The sequence below is a fragment of the Vibrio chagasii genome (assembly GCF_002954585.1).
Classification (GTDB): Bacteria; Pseudomonadota; Gammaproteobacteria; order Enterobacterales; family Vibrionaceae; genus Vibrio; species Vibrio chagasii_A.
Map to the genome: position 1 here is coordinate 94,891 of NZ_MSCI01000001.1, position 15,784 is coordinate 110,674.

Annotated in this window: 15 protein-coding genes and 1 riboswitch; of the genes, 12 read left to right on the forward strand and 3 right to left on the reverse strand. The window is 45.1% G+C overall.

Annotation, left to right across the window (positions count from 1 at the left end; all coding sequences use genetic code 11):
• Window positions 1-82: 82 nt before the first annotated feature.
• From BTO10_RS00455 to BTO10_RS00465, 3 genes are all read left to right on the forward strand, one after another.
• Window positions 83-1,141 (forward strand): porin, encoded by a 1,059-nt coding sequence (locus BTO10_RS00455; RefSeq protein WP_105023161.1) that lies wholly within the window; start codon window positions 83-85, stop codon window positions 1,139-1,141.
• A 274-nt stretch (window positions 1,142-1,415) separates the two neighbouring features.
• A complete protein-coding gene (locus tag BTO10_RS00460) occupies window positions 1,416-2,048 on the forward strand; it encodes a fumarylacetoacetate hydrolase family protein (RefSeq protein WP_004742379.1) in 633 nt (210 codons plus the stop codon).
• A 150-nt stretch (window positions 2,049-2,198) separates the two neighbouring features.
• On the forward strand, window positions 2,199-2,831 hold the full coding sequence (locus tag BTO10_RS00465) for a LysE family translocator (protein ID WP_105024219.1): 633 nt from the start codon (window positions 2,199-2,201) through the stop codon (window positions 2,829-2,831).
• Between the two features lie 106 nt (window positions 2,832-2,937).
• On the opposite strand, the gene BTO10_RS00470 is transcribed toward BTO10_RS00465, so the two are convergent.
• Window positions 2,938-4,644 (reverse strand): phospho-sugar mutase, encoded by a 1,707-nt coding sequence (locus tag BTO10_RS00470; RefSeq protein WP_105023162.1) that lies wholly within the window; start codon window positions 4,642-4,644, stop codon window positions 2,938-2,940.
• A gap of 451 nt (window positions 4,645-5,095) precedes the next feature.
• Between BTO10_RS00470 and coxB the strand changes: the two genes are divergently transcribed.
• The 4 genes from coxB to BTO10_RS00490 are packed head-to-tail and all read left to right on the forward strand — an operon-like array spanning window position 5,096 to window position 9,490.
• On the forward strand, window positions 5,096-6,298 hold the full coding sequence (gene coxB / locus BTO10_RS00475) for a cytochrome c oxidase subunit II (RefSeq protein ID WP_105023163.1): 1,203 nt from the start codon (window positions 5,096-5,098) through the stop codon (window positions 6,296-6,298).
• Window positions 6,295-7,956 carry a cytochrome c oxidase subunit I gene (gene ctaD, locus BTO10_RS00480; RefSeq protein WP_105023164.1) on the forward strand — a complete coding sequence of 554 codons (1,662 nt, stop codon included), beginning with the start codon at window positions 6,295-6,297 and terminating at the stop codon, window positions 7,954-7,956. The genes coxB and ctaD overlap by 4 nt, the downstream gene beginning before the upstream one ends.
• A gap of 11 nt (window positions 7,957-7,967) precedes the next feature.
• Window positions 7,968-8,576, forward strand: a complete 609-nt coding sequence (locus tag BTO10_RS00485; protein WP_105023165.1) for a cytochrome c oxidase assembly protein — start codon at window positions 7,968-7,970, stop codon at window positions 8,574-8,576.
• Between the two features lie 29 nt (window positions 8,577-8,605).
• Window positions 8,606-9,490 carry a cytochrome c oxidase subunit 3 gene (locus BTO10_RS00490; RefSeq protein WP_004742385.1) on the forward strand — a complete coding sequence of 295 codons (885 nt, stop codon included), beginning with the start codon at window positions 8,606-8,608 and terminating at the stop codon, window positions 9,488-9,490.
• A 22-nt stretch (window positions 9,491-9,512) separates the two neighbouring features.
• Here the strand turns inward: BTO10_RS00490 and BTO10_RS00495 are convergent, their stop codons facing one another.
• Window positions 9,513-9,743 carry a DUF2909 domain-containing protein gene (locus tag BTO10_RS00495; RefSeq protein ID WP_004742386.1) on the reverse strand — a complete coding sequence of 77 codons (231 nt, stop codon included), beginning with the start codon at window positions 9,741-9,743 and terminating at the stop codon, window positions 9,513-9,515.
• Here BTO10_RS00495 and BTO10_RS00500 point away from each other — a divergent pair.
• The 4 genes from BTO10_RS00500 (at window position 9,655) to cyoE (ending at window position 13,280) form a co-directional block, all read left to right on the forward strand.
• Complete coding sequence (locus tag BTO10_RS00500) at window positions 9,655-10,554, forward strand: SURF1 family protein (protein ID WP_181143942.1); 900 nt, start codon at window positions 9,655-9,657, stop codon at window positions 10,552-10,554. The two genes, BTO10_RS00495 and BTO10_RS00500, sit on opposite strands and share 89 nt — an antisense overlap.
• Window positions 10,555-10,613: 59 nt before the next feature.
• Entirely contained in the window at window positions 10,614-11,222 is a 609-nt protein-coding gene (locus tag BTO10_RS00505) for a hypothetical protein (protein WP_105023167.1), read from the forward strand.
• A 74-nt stretch (window positions 11,223-11,296) separates the two neighbouring features.
• Complete coding sequence (locus BTO10_RS00510; protein WP_105023168.1) at window positions 11,297-12,352, forward strand: COX15/CtaA family protein; 1,056 nt, start codon at window positions 11,297-11,299, stop codon at window positions 12,350-12,352.
• Window positions 12,342-13,280 (forward strand): heme o synthase, encoded by a 939-nt coding sequence (gene cyoE, locus BTO10_RS00515; protein WP_105023169.1) that lies wholly within the window; start codon window positions 12,342-12,344, stop codon window positions 13,278-13,280. Before BTO10_RS00510 ends, cyoE begins: the two co-directional genes overlap by 11 nt.
• 111 nt (window positions 13,281-13,391) lie before the next feature.
• Here cyoE and gbpA read toward each other — a convergent pair whose 3' ends face one another.
• Complete coding sequence (gene gbpA / locus BTO10_RS00520) at window positions 13,392-14,858, reverse strand: N-acetylglucosamine-binding protein GbpA (RefSeq protein ID WP_105023170.1); 1,467 nt, start codon at window positions 14,856-14,858, stop codon at window positions 13,392-13,394.
• 72 nt (window positions 14,859-14,930) lie between these two features.
• A riboswitch (cyclic di-GMP riboswitch) is annotated at window positions 14,931-15,020 on the reverse strand.
• 322 nt (window positions 15,021-15,342) lie between these two features.
• Between gbpA and BTO10_RS00525 the strand changes: the two genes are divergently transcribed.
• Entirely contained in the window at window positions 15,343-15,696 is a 354-nt protein-coding gene (locus tag BTO10_RS00525; protein WP_105023171.1) for a transcriptional regulator, read from the forward strand.
• Window positions 15,697-15,784 lie beyond the last annotated feature (88 nt).

Genomic DNA, 15,784 nt, shown 5'->3' on the forward strand with positions numbered 1-15,784 from the left:
ACTTGTTAAATGCAGGTAACAACTTCTCCGTAAGCATGAGGTTGTTAGTGAATAACTCACCCAGCTACAAATGGATATGACAATGAATAAGAAACTTTTAGCGCTAGCGATTTCTGGTGCAGTATTTGGTACACAGGCAGTTGCAGTAGAACTTTACAACGAAGACGGCACAACATTCTCAGTTGGCGGCCACGTTTCAGTTGCAGTTGGTGACGTGAACAGCGATGACCGCCTTAACAACGATGACGTCGGTGTAGAGACAGTTTCACCACGTATCAACTTCGGTGCAACTCATGAACTTGGTAACGGCTTTACTGCTGACGCTAAAGGTGAATGGGCGCTAAACATGCTAGACGGTGGTGACGAGTCATTCACAACTCGTCTTGGTTACGTTGGTGTTTCTCACGACGATTACGGTCGTGCTGCAGTAGGTACTCAATGGGCACCTTACTACAACGTTGCAGGCGTTGCTGATATGCCAATCGCATTCGCTAACGACTTCATCTATGACGATCACGGTAACCTAGGTACTGGTCGTGGTGAAGAGATGGTTAGCTACGCTAATGCTATCGATTTCGGCAATGCAGGTTCTCTAAACGTTGGTGTTGCATGGCAAGGCCGTAAGTCTGACGACGTGTCAGCTACAAACACAAACGAATACGGTAACCGTGGTCAAATCGCATTGAACTACTCAATTGCTGATGTAACTGCAAACTACGCATACAACACTGGTGATGTTAACTTTGGTAACATCGCAGGTGGTTCTAAAACAGCTGATTCTCACGTAGTAAGTGCAACATACGGTTCTTACGGTTCAGAAGGTTTGTTCCTAGCTGGTGTTTACGCAATGAACAACTACATGAACTCAAGTGCGGGCGTTGCTCTAGAAGAGACAGTAGCAGTTGAGTTACTAGCGTCATACGCACTTTCTAACAGCCTAAACCTAAGCGTTAACTACGAAGCGGTAGAAGACGACAAGAAGAGCGAAACTGTGTACAGCACAACTGCTCTACAAGCTGAATACAACTTCACGTCTCAGTTCGTAGGCTTCGCAGGTTACCAATTCGACCTACAAGGTTCTGGTGAGTACAAAGAGAAAGCTGACGACCAATGGCTATTTGGTGCTCGTTACTACCTATAAGTCGCAGACTGATTTAGCATAGTGTTTACTCCTTAGGTTTACCTTTTAGGATACTGTCCTAGACACCATGCTAAGCCCTCTCAAACCTTTTGGTTGGAGAGGGCTTTTTTCGTTTTTAATGACCACCTCGGGATGCCCCGATTTCTCATGAACATTCCCCAATGAGCGAATTGAGCTAAAGATCAGAATTTAGAGATCAGTAGCCAGCTTGTCGAAGATTCTCTCTTTGGGATGAGGTAAACTCTGCATTCCAAAAATAGTTCAGGGATAAACTATGAGCAGCGTTGAAGATCAGGAACAGTTAATGAATTCGAAACGAACAGCGACACCGACGAAAGTGTTGTGTGTTGGGCGTAACTATGTCGATCATATTGAAGAACTTAACAACGCGATCCCAGACGCTATGGTGGTGTTCAATAAGCCCTGTACTAGCGTAACTTCTTCTCTCTCTTCTTTTCATCAGGAAGCCCTGCACTATGAAGCAGAAATTTGTTTCATCGTTGAAAACGGTCAATATTCAGCAGTAGGTTTAGGGTTAGATCTGACTAAGCGTGAGCTGCAAAGCAGCTTGAAAGCGAAAGGCTTGCCTTGGGAGCGCGCTAAAGCGTTTGATGGTTCTGCCGTTCTTAGCCGCTTTGTTCCAATAACAAACTTGGATCTCGCAGACTTAAATCTAGAGCTGTTTATTAACTGTGTTCGTGTTCAGAAAGGACACGTTGAGCAGATGCTATATTCCCCTCAAACAATCCTCGAAGAGCTCTCTTCTTACACGACTTTGCTAGATGGCGATGTAGTGATGACGGGCACCCCTAAAGGTGTCGGAGAAGTACATCAAGGTGATATTTTCCTAGGTCGCCTTAAGTGTGGTGAGACAACATTGATAGAGATAGAGTGGGTTGCGAGTTAACTAAAGTTGTCTATTTAGTTAATAATTTTGGCTAATTTTATGATGTTGGTTTTTAATTCGAAATTTTAGCTATGGTACAACTAATTGCATCTGGAAGGGTGTTAGTAATTGATATAAAATCCGCCTCCATTTTTATCAATGCTAAACCCTATGATCGATTTAACCATTCTGCCTATTTACTTGACTGCCGTCGTCGCTCTTCTCCTTTTACCTGGTCCTGATATGTTGCTGATTGCTAGCTCAAGCATGAGTTATGGTCGCAAGGTTGGTGTCTTTGCGAGCTTAGGTAACGCGACTTCAGGCATCATTCTTACTGTTTTAGCGGCGATGGGCGTATCTGCATTAATTGCAATGAGCCCTGTTGCTTTGAATGCTCTCCACCTATTAGGTGGTACATACTTGCTAAAAATGGGGTGGGACTGCCTGCGAACAGAGCAGGGCAATGCGCCTGAACTGACTGATAATTTCGCTGCAAAGGCTTACTACCAAAGAGCGCTGATCAGTAACCTGCTGAATCCTAAAGCCTTGGTATTCTTTGTGATGTTTTTACCTCAGTTCGTGTCGACAAATATTGAGGCGACATCGGGCGAACAGATGTTGGTGCTAGGCTTATTACTGAATGTGTTAGGCTTAACGTTCAACTTCTTACTTGTGGCATTGGTAGGCACTATTGGTAAGTCACTGGTAGAGAATGCTAAGTTTCGTACCTATCAACAGAAAGTGATGGGTGGCGTATTTGTTGTGTTAGCGGTTTGGATGTTGTCTTCTTTCTTCACTTCATAAGTACCAACCAAACGCTACTAATTGCAATCAAATGTTTACAGAAAAATGGACGCTTAGAGCGTCCATTTTTTTGTTTTAGCTGATTCATTTTGAATGCGCTAATCTGCTAAGAGTTCAGTTCTTTCTGGTGTTGCTCGATGAGCTTATCCATATATTCTTCACCTCGCTGACGAGTATCGTCATAGGTCTCTGTCCCTTCAAACTTTGTCACGGTTTCGTAATAAACCTTAACCTTTGGTTCTGTACCCGAAGGGCGGACGATAATGCGAGAGCCGTCTTCGAGATGATAGATAAGCACATCACTTGCCGGGAGGTTTATCGCCTCTGTTGCACCACCTGTAATAAAGCGTAGTGAAGACTGGAGATCTTCAATCACAGATATCGCGATGCCATTGATTGTTTTTGGTTGTGCTGCGCGAAGTTTAGAGCCAATTGAAGGTGAATCTGGGTCCAGCGCGATGCTGCGTTGTGCATTGGTATGAACACCATGCTCAAAGGAAATTTGAGCAAGAAGATCCCACACAGTTCGACCTTGAGATTTTAACTCTTCGACCAGTTGTGCAAAAACGACAATGGCTGACAAACCATCTTTATCACGGACTTGAGTACCAATCGTATAGCCTAGCGCCTCTTCATAGGCGAAGAGGAACTCATTCTGTTCATCTTCCAACTGCATGCCAATGTTTGCTAACCATTTAAACCCTGTCAGAGTTTGGAAGTAGGTAGCACCGTGAGAGTTAGCGACTTTCTCAAGCAGGGTAGACGATACGATACTGTTACCGACCAATTGGTTCTTAGTGTGCGGCTTTGACAGTAAGTAATGTGCGAATAGTACGCCTACTTGGTCACCCGTGAGCATTTTGTATGAGTCGTTACTCGTTCTTACTGCAACCGCAAATCGGTCCGCATCAGGGTCATTAGCACAAGCGATATCAGCATCGACGCTTTTCGCTAGATTAACCACAAGATCCATTGCCCCTTTTTCTTCTGGGTTAGGGAAGTTCACCGTTGGGAAGTGTCCATCAGGCTCTCTTTGCTCTGCAACGCTAAACACCTTGTGGAAACCTGAATCGTGGAGAAGATCTTCTGCCATCTGCGCGCCGACGCCATGCATTGCTGTGTAAGCGATAGTGGTTTTAGCCGATTCAATGTCGTTCTTTACAAATGGGCTTTGGTTGATCGCCGCACGGTAGGTTTGATAGTAACCCTCGGTAAGCCACACTAACTTGCCTTGTTTTTCCGCATCACTGAGGCTCATCAAAGGGATAGGCTTAGTTGCTGCGGAGTCAATTTCAGCGGCAATACCAGCATCATGAGGCGGTATAATTTGTGCGCCATTTTCCCAGTATACCTTGAAGCCATTATATTCAGGTGGGTTGTGGCTAGCAGTTACCACAACGGCAGCTGCTGCGTTGAAATGCTCAATACCAAACGCAACGATAGGGGTCGCAGCCACATTCGATGTTAGATAAACCTTGATGCCTAAAGCCGTCAGTACTGAAGCGGTATCAATAGCGAATTGCTTTGAATCTAATCGGCCATCATAGCCTACAACGACACCTCTCATGGTTGCGTTTGCCACATGTTCAATTAGATAGTGACCGAGTCCAGTTGCGGTTTCTTGAATGACTAAGCGGTTCATTCTGTTTGGGCCACATCCTACTTTGCCTCGAAGACCCGCTGTTCCAAATTCTAATCGCTGCGTAAAGCGGTCTTCTAATTCGTCATGCATTCCCTCATCGATGAGGTGTTGTAGCTCTTCACGAGTTCTTGGATCTGGGTCTCTAGCTAACCAATTCATAGCATCTTGCATAATTACTGAACCTTTTAATGTCGGTATGACTTACTGTTGGGATTAATTTAAGTGATATTGATTATCATTTCCATGAAAGCAATCGTAAAACTCGATTTAAATAAACTCCAACGGCAAAGACATGTCGGCTAAGCTATTCTAAATAATTGACTATTTTGTAAGTAAACTTACCTTGAACAATTGGATATCACTAACTAGCCTTTTACATAAATATAACAAAATTGAACGATTTCGCCGTTTTTGAATCTTTCGTTGAAACCTCCGGACTTTGTGAGACGTATAAGCCGACACGTAAGACAGGAGTGTTCAGCCCCGTAAAGGCTGTGCCGACGCGAGTTGTAGATTGAGATTCAGCCTTTTCATGCGAAGCCGGTACAGCAATGAGTGTTGTTGGGCTCGCTCCGACATTTTGGTCGTATATATCCAATTAGGAAGGATAAGGAGAGATCTTTTGAAAAGATTACTGGTTAGGCTAGGGTGGCTGTTGAATAGTTTTGTTGTGCTACTGGCATCGGTCTCGGCGAATGCGAACAGTGAATACAACATGACCCAAGGTGTGACAGAGATAAGTGGACAAGTCTACGAGCTCCACATGCTGATCTTCTACATCTGTTGTGCAATCGCCTTTGTGGTTTTCGGGGTGATGTTTTATTCTATTCTAAGGCACCGAAAGTCGAAGGGCGCGGTGGCTGCTCACTTTCATGAAAGTACCAAAGTCGAAATCCTCTGGACCATTATCCCCATCATTATTCTCATCGCTATGGCGATCCCCGCTACTAAAACCTTGATAGCGATGGAAGACACTTCCCAATCCGAACTCACCGTCAAGATTACTGGCTCACAATGGAAATGGCATTACAGCTATTTCGGTGAAGATGTTGAGTTCTTCAGTTTGCTCGCAACTAGTGACAAAGAAATCGAAGGTATTGAAGTAAAAGGGGCGCACTATTTGCTGGAGGTTGATAAACCACTTGTGCTGCCCATAGACCGGAAAGTACGTTTTTTAATGACATCAGATGATGTTATCCATTCGTGGTGGGTGCCGGCTTTTGCTGTTAAGAAAGACACCATCCCGGGATTTATTAATGAAGCTTGGACCAAAATCGATGAACCAGGCGTTTACCGAGGACAATGTGCGGAGCTTTGTGGTCGTGCTCATGGCTTCATGCCGATAGTTGTTCATGCAATGGAAGAGAACGAATTTGATGCATGGCTAGCGGAACAGAAAGAGTTAGCTATAGCGGCGAAACAAGCGGCTCAAGATGCATTAGACGCGTCACTTTCGTTGGAAGAGTTGAACACCATAGGTGAAGAGGTCTACAAAACTCGTTGCGCGGTTTGTCACCAAGCTAACGGCGAAGGTATCCCTGGAGCGTTTCCTGCTATCAAAGGTAGCCCAGTTGCTCTTGGAGATGTGGATGTTCATATCGACACTATTGTTTACGGTCGAGGAGGCACGGCAATGCAGGCCTTCGACAATCAGTTGACTGAGAAAGAGATTGCAGCAGTCGTGACCTACCAACGAAATGCTTGGGGGAATGACACTGGCGATGTGGTTCAAGCTTCAGATGTTAATGCCTATAAGGTTAAACAGTCGGGTGGAGCGGAAGGCTCTGCGGATGATGCACAAAGTGATGCTAAGGAGCAGCTATGAGTTCACCAATCGAAAAGCCGGTGAAATCGGCGCCTGCAGAAGACCAGGCTCTAAGTCATACTTTAGATGGTACCTTAGACAGCCATGACTTACCTTCGGACGATCACGATTCCCATGCCGCTCCTAAAGGATGGGCGCGTTGGCTGTATTCAACCAATCATAAAGACATAGGTACGCTATATCTGTGGTTCAGTTTCGCCATGTTCCTAACTGGCGGTGCGATGGCGATGGTGATCCGTGCGGAGCTATTCCAACCGGGTCTGCAGCTTGTTGAACCTGATTTCTTCAACCAGATGACGACAGTCCATGGCTTGATCATGGTATTTGGCGCGGTAATGCCTGCATTCACAGGGCTCGCCAACTGGATGATCCCTATGATGATCGGCGCGCCAGATATGGCGTTACCTCGAATGAACAACCTCAGTTTCTGGATCTTACCTTTCGCTTTCCTAATCTTGATTGGATCGTTGTTTACTGAAGGGGGCGGTCCGAGTTTTGGCTGGACATTCTACGCACCGCTCTCAACGACGTATGGCCCAGATAGCACGGCTTTGTTTGTATTCTCTGTTCACATCATGGGTATTAGCTCAATCATGGGCGCGATCAACGTTATCGTGACTATCGTGAACATGAGAGCTCCGGGTATGACTTGGTTTAAATTGCCAATGTTTGTTTGGACTTGGTTAATCACAGCTTTCTTGCTGATAGCCGTAATGCCCGTTCTCGCAGGGGCTGTGACCATGGTGTTGACCGACAAATACTTTGGGACGAGCTTCTTCGATGCGGCCGGTGGCGGTGACCCCGTCATGTTCCAGCACATATTTTGGTTCTTTGGGCACCCGGAAGTTTACATCATGATTTTGCCATCCTTTGGTATTGTTTCAGCAATCATTCCTGCCTTTAGTGGTAAGCGTTTATTTGGTTACCATTCCATGGTGTACGCGACCTGTAGTATCGCAATCTTGTCTTTCCTAGTTTGGGCGCACCACATGTTCACCACGGGGATGCCCGTCTTTGCAGAGCTGTTCTTCATGTATTGCACCATGTTGATTGCAGTGCCCACTGGGGTAAAAGTCTTTAACTGGGTCGCAACCATGTGGCGAGGTGCATTGACCTTCGAAACCCCAATGTTGTTCACCATTGCCTTTATTGTTTTGTTTACGATAGGTGGCTTGTCTGGATTGATGTTGGCTATTGTTCCTGCAGATTTCCAATACCACGACACCTATTTTGTAGTGGCTCACTTCCACTATGTTCTGGTGACTGGTGCCGTGTTCTCGATAATGGCCGCCGCCTATTATTGGTTGCCTAAGTGGACAGGACATATGTACGACCACAAGCTCAGTCTATGGCATTTCTGGACGTCAGTAATCTCAGTGAATGTTCTATTCTTCCCTATGCACTTCCTAGGTTTAGCGGGGATGCCACGTCGTATTCCAGACTACGCTATCCAGTTCGCTGACGTTAACCAAGTGGTGTCGATAGGGGGCTTCGCCTTTGGATTATCTCAATTGATCTTCTTGTGGTTGGTTATTAAGTGTGTAAGAGGTGGTGAGCCAGCATCAAGCAAGCCATGGGAACGTGCTGAAGGGCTAGAATGGACGGTACCAAGCCCTGCACCTCATCATACCTTTACTCATCCACCTAAAATCGATTAGAGGGATGAGTTATGAGTGACAAGCAAAGCGATCTATATAGAAACCAACCAAAGCGGTCAACCAAGAAGCTGACGGGGTACTTAGTATTGGGTGTTGTGGCGATGTTTGGTTTCGGTTTCGCTTTGGTGCCGCTTTACGATGTGATGTGCGAGGCTTTGGGTATTAATGGCAAAACCAATACGGTGTCAGCGGTTCAGCCACGTGGGATGCAGCCTGACTATTCTCGCACCGTTCGTGTGGAGTTTATGTCGCACATCAAACCTGATATGCCCTGGCAGTTTGTTCCTGAAGAGCGTGTGTTAGAAGTTCACCCTGGTGAGGTGATTCAAACGAACTATATAGCCAAAAATTTATCAGGAAACTCTCTAGTGGGACAAGCTGTGCCTTCAGTATCCCCGGGGATGGGGGCGACTTACTTCAATAAGATGGAGTGTTTCTGCTTTAACCAGCAACCATTAGATGGACATAAAAGCGCTGAAATGGGATTGATTTTTTATATAGAGCCGGATATTCCAGAATCGATTCATACACTGACGCTCTCTTATACGCTGTTTAACATTACGAGTGAAGTGGCCGGGGAATCAAGTAGTGCTGAGCACAATGCAATCGCGAGTAACTAGGAACCAGAATCAACATAAGGAGTTGAGCGATGAGTTCTAAAAAGGAAGTTTATTTCGTTCCACATCAAAGCCATTGGCCATTAGTCGGTGCCGTTGCGCTGTTTCTTGTTGCCGTTGGAGCTGGTTTAACCGTGCAAAACATGGGTACTGATGCCGCTGGTGGTGTATTCGGTAAGGCTGTGCTGTTTGTTGGGTTTGCGGTGTTGTTGTACATGCTTGCTGGTTGGTTTAGCAATGTGATAACGGAATCCTTGAGCGGCCTCTATTCTGAGCAAATATCCCGCTCTTTCAGGCAAGGCATGAGTTGGTTCATCTTTTCTGAAATCATGTTCTTCGGTGCTTTCTTTGGCGCACTGTTCTATGCTCGTATGATTTCTGTCCCATGGATTGGCGGGGCGGGCAACAATGCAATGACTCACGAAGTGTTGTGGCCAATGTTCCAATCAATGTGGCCGCTGACCACGACACCGGATGGTGTAACAACACAAGCTATGCCGTGGCAAGGTATTCCTCTTAAGAACACTATAATCCTATTACTCTCTTCAATCACGCTACATATGGCGCATTTAAGCCTCGAACAAAACAAGCGTATGGCGTTAATCGTTTGGTTAGAGATCACTATCGTTCTTGCTGGGTTCTTCTTATTTTTCCAAGTTGAAGAGTATATCCATGCTTACCAAGATATGGGCCTGACCCTTCAATCGGGAATCTATGGCAACACCTTCTTCTTACTGACGGGTTTCCATGGTTTACATGTCTGCTTAGGGACGATCTTTTTAATCGTACTGTTGGCTAGGGTTGCCAAAGATCATTTTACACCCAAAGACCATTTTGCATTCCAAGCTGGCAGCTGGTATTGGCACTTTGTTGATGTGGTTTGGTTAGGATTATTCGTGTTTGTTTACGTCCTTTAGCGAAGCGACAAGGCTAAAGGCTTTAATAAGGACGAGGGTTGGGCGTTATCACTCCTGACCCTAAAGCTAGCAATAGCAGTAACACAGCAATAGCTGACCACATAACTCGACGCCCCAAGAAGTGACTCAGCTTTTTGCCATTGTGTTTGCTCGAAGCGATTTGAATGAGCCCTTTCATTAAGTTGAATGCGATGAAAAACAGCAGGGCAACCAACACAACTTTGAATAACAGGATAAAGGTAGGTGACGCCATAGTGATAACTCCAAACCGTTTGAATCATGATGAACGAACGTTCCGCAGTAAAGGTTTTTGGTTTGCGGTTGCTTTAACTTTGGTTTCAGTCGGCATTTTAATCAAGTTGGGTTTATGGCAGTTAGACAGAGGTAACGAGAAACTACGTTATGAGCAGCAGCTATCGCAGAGAGCAGTGCAGTCTCCTAAGCCGCTAGATACAGTGCTCAATGAATGGCGAGAGGCAAGCGTTGGAACTCAGCAGCCGGTGTCCCCTTCGACCTTAAATGGCTTGAAAGCTGACGTCGAATTAGTGAAACCGAGTGGTTTGATTCTCTTGTTGGACAACCAAATCAATCAAGGAACGGTGGGGTATGTGATTTACATGCTGAGCGAGGTTCAAACTCAAGATGGCAGAAAACAGCTTTTGATCGATCTTGGATTCGTTGCAGCAAGTAATGACAGAAGAGAGCTACCAGAAATAGGAAAGATCACGCTACCAATCGAGATGTCTGGTCGCTTGTACACACGTTCGGTGAATCCGTTAAGTCAGGAACTTGGTCTAGAAAACACGACGCCGAAAAGGATTCAAAACAGCAACATAGAAGCGTTATCACAATACACAGGACAAGAGGTGTTGCCGTTCATTTTTCAACCTCAGAGCTTGGATTCATGGCCTTATGAAATGTTATGGCGTCCGACAGCGATGAAGTCTGAGAAGCACTTTGGTTACTCATTTCAATGGTTTGTGATGGCTGCAGTATTGCTTTCGCTGATGCTTTTGATTGGGTTCAGATACTTAAAGAAACATAGTCACATGAATAAGAAGTAAATACTTGTAACGACATAAACACGGTTAGCGATCGGCAGCGACTAATACAGGGAATCAAAATGGATAAGTCTCAAACACAAACTAAAAAGGAAAGTACCGATGCTAATCTTGCTGCGTTTAAGCAGCGCCGCTCACGTGGTCGACTTGTACTCATCGGATTGATTTTGGTCTTTGCCTTACCTGCCATTATCGCTAAAACCGTCTTAGAGCAAAATTGGTACACATCTGGTGTGACAAATACGGGGGAGTTAGTTGAGCCAAGAGTGACTCTACAAGATTTTGGGCTGAGGGCTCCGAAGGAAGGAGAAGGGTGGTTGGTGGGTTATATTGCGCCAACGGACTGCGATAGCTTATGCGCACAACAAATCTACTACTTGAACCAAAGCTACTTAGCGCTAGGGAAGAACAAAGAGCGAGTGACTGCTGTGGTTTTTGTCTCTGAAGGAGATGCATTACCAGGAGCATTTAACAAACCTGATTTGTCATTTCTGTCTGGTGGGGAGCAGTTGAGCACCAAGTTCGCGCCAGCTTCGATTGTTATCATTGATCCCCTTGGTCAACTAGTTATGGAATACAAAAGTGTCTCAGAACCGTCGCAGTTAGTCGGGCAGTCCAAAGGCATGATTCATGACCTCAGAAAGCTTCTTAAGTTGTCACGTGTTGGGTAGCTGATAAGCGAATCGGTTTGACTGTGTTGACTGAACTCTGGCAGCGAAAGAGAATAAGTATAGGGAGATAAATGATGCAGAACAAAGCCCCTGATTTACTCATGCTCGTGATGCGAGTGACTATCTTACTGACGCTGACAGTGATTGTGCTCGGTGCTTATACCCGATTATCGGACGCTGGGCTTGGTTGCCCTGACTGGCCTGGGTGTTATGGAAAGCTCACAGTCCCGTCTGATGCACTAGCGGTAAACCAAGCCAACCTCCAATTCCCTGAACGTGCTCTTGAGGCTGACAAAGCTTGGATAGAGATGATACATCGCTACTTTGCTGGTTCTTTAGGGCTTCTTATCTTTGTCGTCGTCGCTTGGTGTATTAAGAAGAACATGACTTCTGCTGGGCTACCGTTGCTTATTGCGGCAACGGTGATCTTTCAAGCTTTGTTAGGTATGTGGACGGTAACCCTTAAGCTGATGCCAGTTGTGGTGATGGCGCATTTGATGGGAGGCTTCACTCTACTGTCTTTGCTCTGCTTACTCTATTGCCGCCTCTCTAATGTCCAGACTCGCTTCGGTGTAACGACGCACTCGGCGACTATCAAGTTTGCTGCACTTTTTGGCTTGGTAGTTGTAGTTGGACAGATCTTACTTGGCGGTTGGACATCTTCAAATTATGCCGCGTTGGTATGTACTCAACTGCCTATTTGTGAAGGTAACTGGACAAGTTATCTAGATTTCAAGAATGCGTTCGACTTTGCGCAGCACGGGCATGATAACTATGAGTTTGGTGTGCTCGAGTATCCTGCAAGGCTCACCATACATGTCATGCATAGGTTTGGCGCTATTGTGGCAACGATAACGGTGCTAATGGTTGTGTATCAGTTGTGGAAGTTTGGTCAAACAGCGCACCAAAAGCTGGGTGTCATTCTGGCACTGGTATTAGCCGTGCAGGTCAGTTTAGGGATCAGTAACGTGTGGTTCCATCTACCGATTTCAGTGGCCGTGCTGCATAACTTAGTTGCGGCGATACTGCTTGTCAGTTTGGTTGTGACAAACTTTGTCGTGTGGCAACGAAAACCGAGTGAGCGCTTGGTAAAGAGCAGTGTATTACAAGGAGGTAATCATGGTCAGTAGAACTTCAACACAGCATCAAATGGTAGTTCAAGATACCGCTTCAAGTAATGAAGTTGCTGCTCAAAACAAAGCAGCTTGGAAGGTCTATTTAACACTGACTAAGCCGAAAGTGGTCGCTTTGATGTTGTTAACGGCATTAGTTGGCATGTGTTTAGCGGTGCCTAATGGATTGCCTTTACGGCAAGCATTATTTGGCATGATAGGGATAGGATTGATGGCGGGTTCAGCCGCTGCATTTAATCACTTGATCGACAAGAAGATCGATGGGCAAATGTCTCGAACTAATCGTCGTCCTTTACCATCGGGTGAGCTCAGCAGCGTACGAGTATTCGCCTTTGCAGCAAGTATTGGCTTACTTGGCTTTGTGACTTTAGCCTTGTTAGTTAACCCGCTTACGGCTTGGCTAACCTTTGCGAGCCTATTAGGTTATGCGGTTATCTACACCATGTATTTAAAACGAGCGACGCCACAGAACATTGTTATTGCAGGGATCGCAGGGGCAATGCCACCTTTATTGGGTTGGACGGCAGTGACGCACGAGTTACATTCCAATGCATGGTTGCTAGTGATGATTATCTTCATCTGGACGCCTCCTCACTTTTGGGCGCTTGCGATTCATCGTCGTGATGAGTATGCCAAGGTGGATATTCCGATGTTGCCTGTGACACATGGGATAGCTTACACCAAGACTTCAATTCTGCTATATACACTACTGCTAAGTATTGTATGTGTGCTGCCGGTATTAGTTGGAATGAGCAGTTGGATATACCTGAGCGCGTCTTTGGTGCTTAACGGTGGGTTTGTTTATCATGCCTGGGTATTGAAGTATCGCGATGAGCCTAACATGGCGATGAAGACATTTAAGTTCTCTATTTATCATCTCATGATCTTGTTTGTGGCTTTGTTGGCAGACCATTACCTACTCTAATAGCAGATTTGTAGATGAATCCAGAACGAGAAAACGGATGCGCTTGGCATCCGTTTTTGTTTGGCTGATTGCTTAGTTTCACTAACGTGAAAGTAAGTACAGAGCGATCAACTAGTCGACTTTGTACCAAGCATCTTGCCAGTGTGAGCCTACACCAGGTTCGTACTGAGTTGCCGTTGGTGCCCACTGAATACAGTAACCAGAGTATGGGAACTCTTTACACTGATAAACGCTACCATCGCTGCTTAGTACTTTTGTACCTTCAGTGTAAGATTCAATGCTTTCAGGGAATACGAAATCGTAATCGCCTGGTGGTGGCGGTGTTTGCTCGTCCATCAAGTGGAAATCAAGCGTGTTCTGATCAACTAAATTGCCTTGATCATCCTTAGTTACAACCACAAGCATGTGGTGGCCAGCTTCAGATTTAGACAGAGTCAACTGAACATCTTCAACTTGGCCGTCTTTAAGTTCAGAATTCTGAGACGCAAGTGCTTCACGATGGTGGTTGTATACCGTGAGTTCTGCTTGAACATCGCCTGTTGCCGCTAGAGTAAGATCAAGTTGAGTCGGTTGATTTTCGTCGATAATGTACTCTGACTCTAAACCTGTTACTTCAACTTCATGCTCTGGCTCTGGAGTATCAATCTTATAGCCGATCTCTACGCTTTTAAAGCCTGAACCTGCTTTTAAGTAAACTGGATTTGAGCCGTATACAGGAGCGAAATCACCTTGGTCGTTCAATTGACCCGCTTTGATTTGCGTCTGCTCTTGGTTGATCTTTGATGCCAATGCGTAAGACCAGTTATTCGCCTTACCTTGTTCGTTGTTCTCAATGACTAGCTCTGTGCTGTATGAAGCGTTCTCACCAGATTGGTCAAAGACACGAGTGTAAACGGCATCACCGATGTTTAGGTCGCGAGTTGGGTTGATTTGACCGCCTTGGTCCCAATCAGGAATGATCGGGCCATCGCCATCAAACTTCACATCAATAACGTTGTAGAAAGCCATTGCAGTATCACCCACATCCCAAACAGCAAGAATCACTTGGTAGCCTTCACGTTCAGGGACATTACACAAGTGGCTTACTTGCATTGGTGGCTGTTCCATATTGCCTTCGACTACACAGAATGGTGTTAGATCAAAAGAACTGCGAGCCAAAGGCTGGTTTGGATTCCAGTCTGGTTTTGTAATGTAGTATTTCCAATCGTGAGTCACGTGGTTGGCTGTGAATGTCCACTCAAAGTATTGAGAACCAGATTGGATAGGGCGTTTAACCCAACGGTCTGCCGTTTGCTCGTCGAGCGCAGCCGCTAAAGAAGATTGCGCACTAGCGATTTTTCCATCAGCAGGGCCAACCTCTGGGAAGCCTTCAGGACCTTCGACACTTTGTGGTTCGTATTGAATACCACCACAGTTGGTGTTCTTCTCTTGTGTATCCCTCGCAGGGAACTTACACAGCGCTACACGGCTTTCAGCTACGCCATTATTGTATGCGGAGACATAACCGTGACCGAAGCTTGCACCGCTAACGCATAGTAGCGACAGAGCGATGAGTGATTTTTTTGGGAGTTGTTTCATTATTTGTCCTTACTGTATTTGGCCGACAAAAAAGAGAACACTCCGGCACGCATTTGCACTTAAATCCTATTAAGTGGCAGCTCCGCTATCATAGACAGAATAATTGTCGACAGACCGGTGGCTTTGCGTCCTATTCTTTCAAATAGTTTGCCAGAAGTGCGTTCAAGCAAGCGAAATGTAGTCAACGCGTTTTATAAATGCGAATGAATAGATTGAAATGTGGAATGCTAATCTCGAACTTTTAATTCTTGTCACAAATTAACTTGCTAAATGTATTCTTTATTTATCTATAAGTGATTGAAATAAAATAAGAAAGTATTTGCTCTAATTGTTTTTGTGAATGGTTTTGTCTTTTGAGTTTTGCTTTGGAGAACAATTGAGCGCATATCAAAACCAAACCTTTGGTTTCCACTAACCAAACCCTGACACGTTATGTATGAAAAACCGGACAATTAATTGGTATGAATTATATAAAGGAGTCAGTATGGAATTCACTGAACAAGATAGAGAAGCGTTGTATCAAACGTGGATGTCACAAAAATCACGAATGCGAATCACGCAGATGGAGTTTTCAAAGAAGCTTGGAATGAATCAGCTTGATTTCTCAAATGTGTTGCGAGGGGAGTCACCGCTAACTATGTCATTTGTGAGTCATTTTTGTCGTCTACTTCATTTGGAACCAAGAAACGTATTCCCGTCACTTAAAGCAGGAAATGACTCTGGTCCTAAAGTGGTCTATCTGAAAAGTAGAATGAGTGTGGATGGAGAAATCCAAAATGCTTACATCGAAGGAAATCAAGTTATCGTAGAGTATGCTCACACTGTTCAACACAACTAATTTTAGAGTTTGCTCTGAGTTATAGCCCCTTTTTCTACAAACTTTTCACATATGGTATAGCATACTTGGATGTTTTTATTCCAATCTA

Bases quoted from the DNA above. Each gene is read 5' to 3' on its own strand.
- BTO10_RS00490 (WP_004742385.1), top strand. From the start codon at position 8,606: ATGAGTTCTAAAAAGGAAGTTTATTTCGTTCCACATCAAAGCCATTGG.
- BTO10_RS00505 (WP_105023167.1), top strand. From the start codon at position 10,614: ATGGATAAGTCTCAAACACAAACTAAAAAGGAAAGTACCGATGCTAAT.
- ctaD (WP_105023164.1), top strand. From the start codon at position 6,295: ATGAGTTCACCAATCGAAAAGCCGGTGAAATCGGCGCCTGCAGAAGAC.
- gbpA (WP_105023170.1), bottom strand. From the start codon at position 14,858: ATGAAACAACTCCCAAAAAAATCACTCATCGCTCTGTCGCTACTATGC.
- BTO10_RS00465 (WP_105024219.1), top strand. From the start codon at position 2,199: ATGATCGATTTAACCATTCTGCCTATTTACTTGACTGCCGTCGTCGCT.
- BTO10_RS00470 (WP_105023162.1), bottom strand. From the start codon at position 4,644: ATGCAAGATGCTATGAATTGGTTAGCTAGAGACCCAGATCCAAGAACT.
- BTO10_RS00485 (WP_105023165.1), top strand. From the start codon at position 7,968: ATGAGTGACAAGCAAAGCGATCTATATAGAAACCAACCAAAGCGGTCA.
- BTO10_RS00525 (WP_105023171.1), top strand. From the start codon at position 15,343: ATGGAATTCACTGAACAAGATAGAGAAGCGTTGTATCAAACGTGGATG.
- BTO10_RS00495 (WP_004742386.1), bottom strand. From the start codon at position 9,743: ATGGCGTCACCTACCTTTATCCTGTTATTCAAAGTTGTGTTGGTTGCC.
- BTO10_RS00510 (WP_105023168.1), top strand. From the start codon at position 11,297: ATGCAGAACAAAGCCCCTGATTTACTCATGCTCGTGATGCGAGTGACT.
- BTO10_RS00455 (WP_105023161.1), top strand. From the start codon at position 83: ATGAATAAGAAACTTTTAGCGCTAGCGATTTCTGGTGCAGTATTTGGT.
- BTO10_RS00500 (WP_181143942.1), top strand. From the start codon at position 9,655: ATGAGCCCTTTCATTAAGTTGAATGCGATGAAAAACAGCAGGGCAACC.
- BTO10_RS00460 (WP_004742379.1), top strand. From the start codon at position 1,416: ATGAGCAGCGTTGAAGATCAGGAACAGTTAATGAATTCGAAACGAACA.
- cyoE (WP_105023169.1), top strand. From the start codon at position 12,342: ATGGTCAGTAGAACTTCAACACAGCATCAAATGGTAGTTCAAGATACC.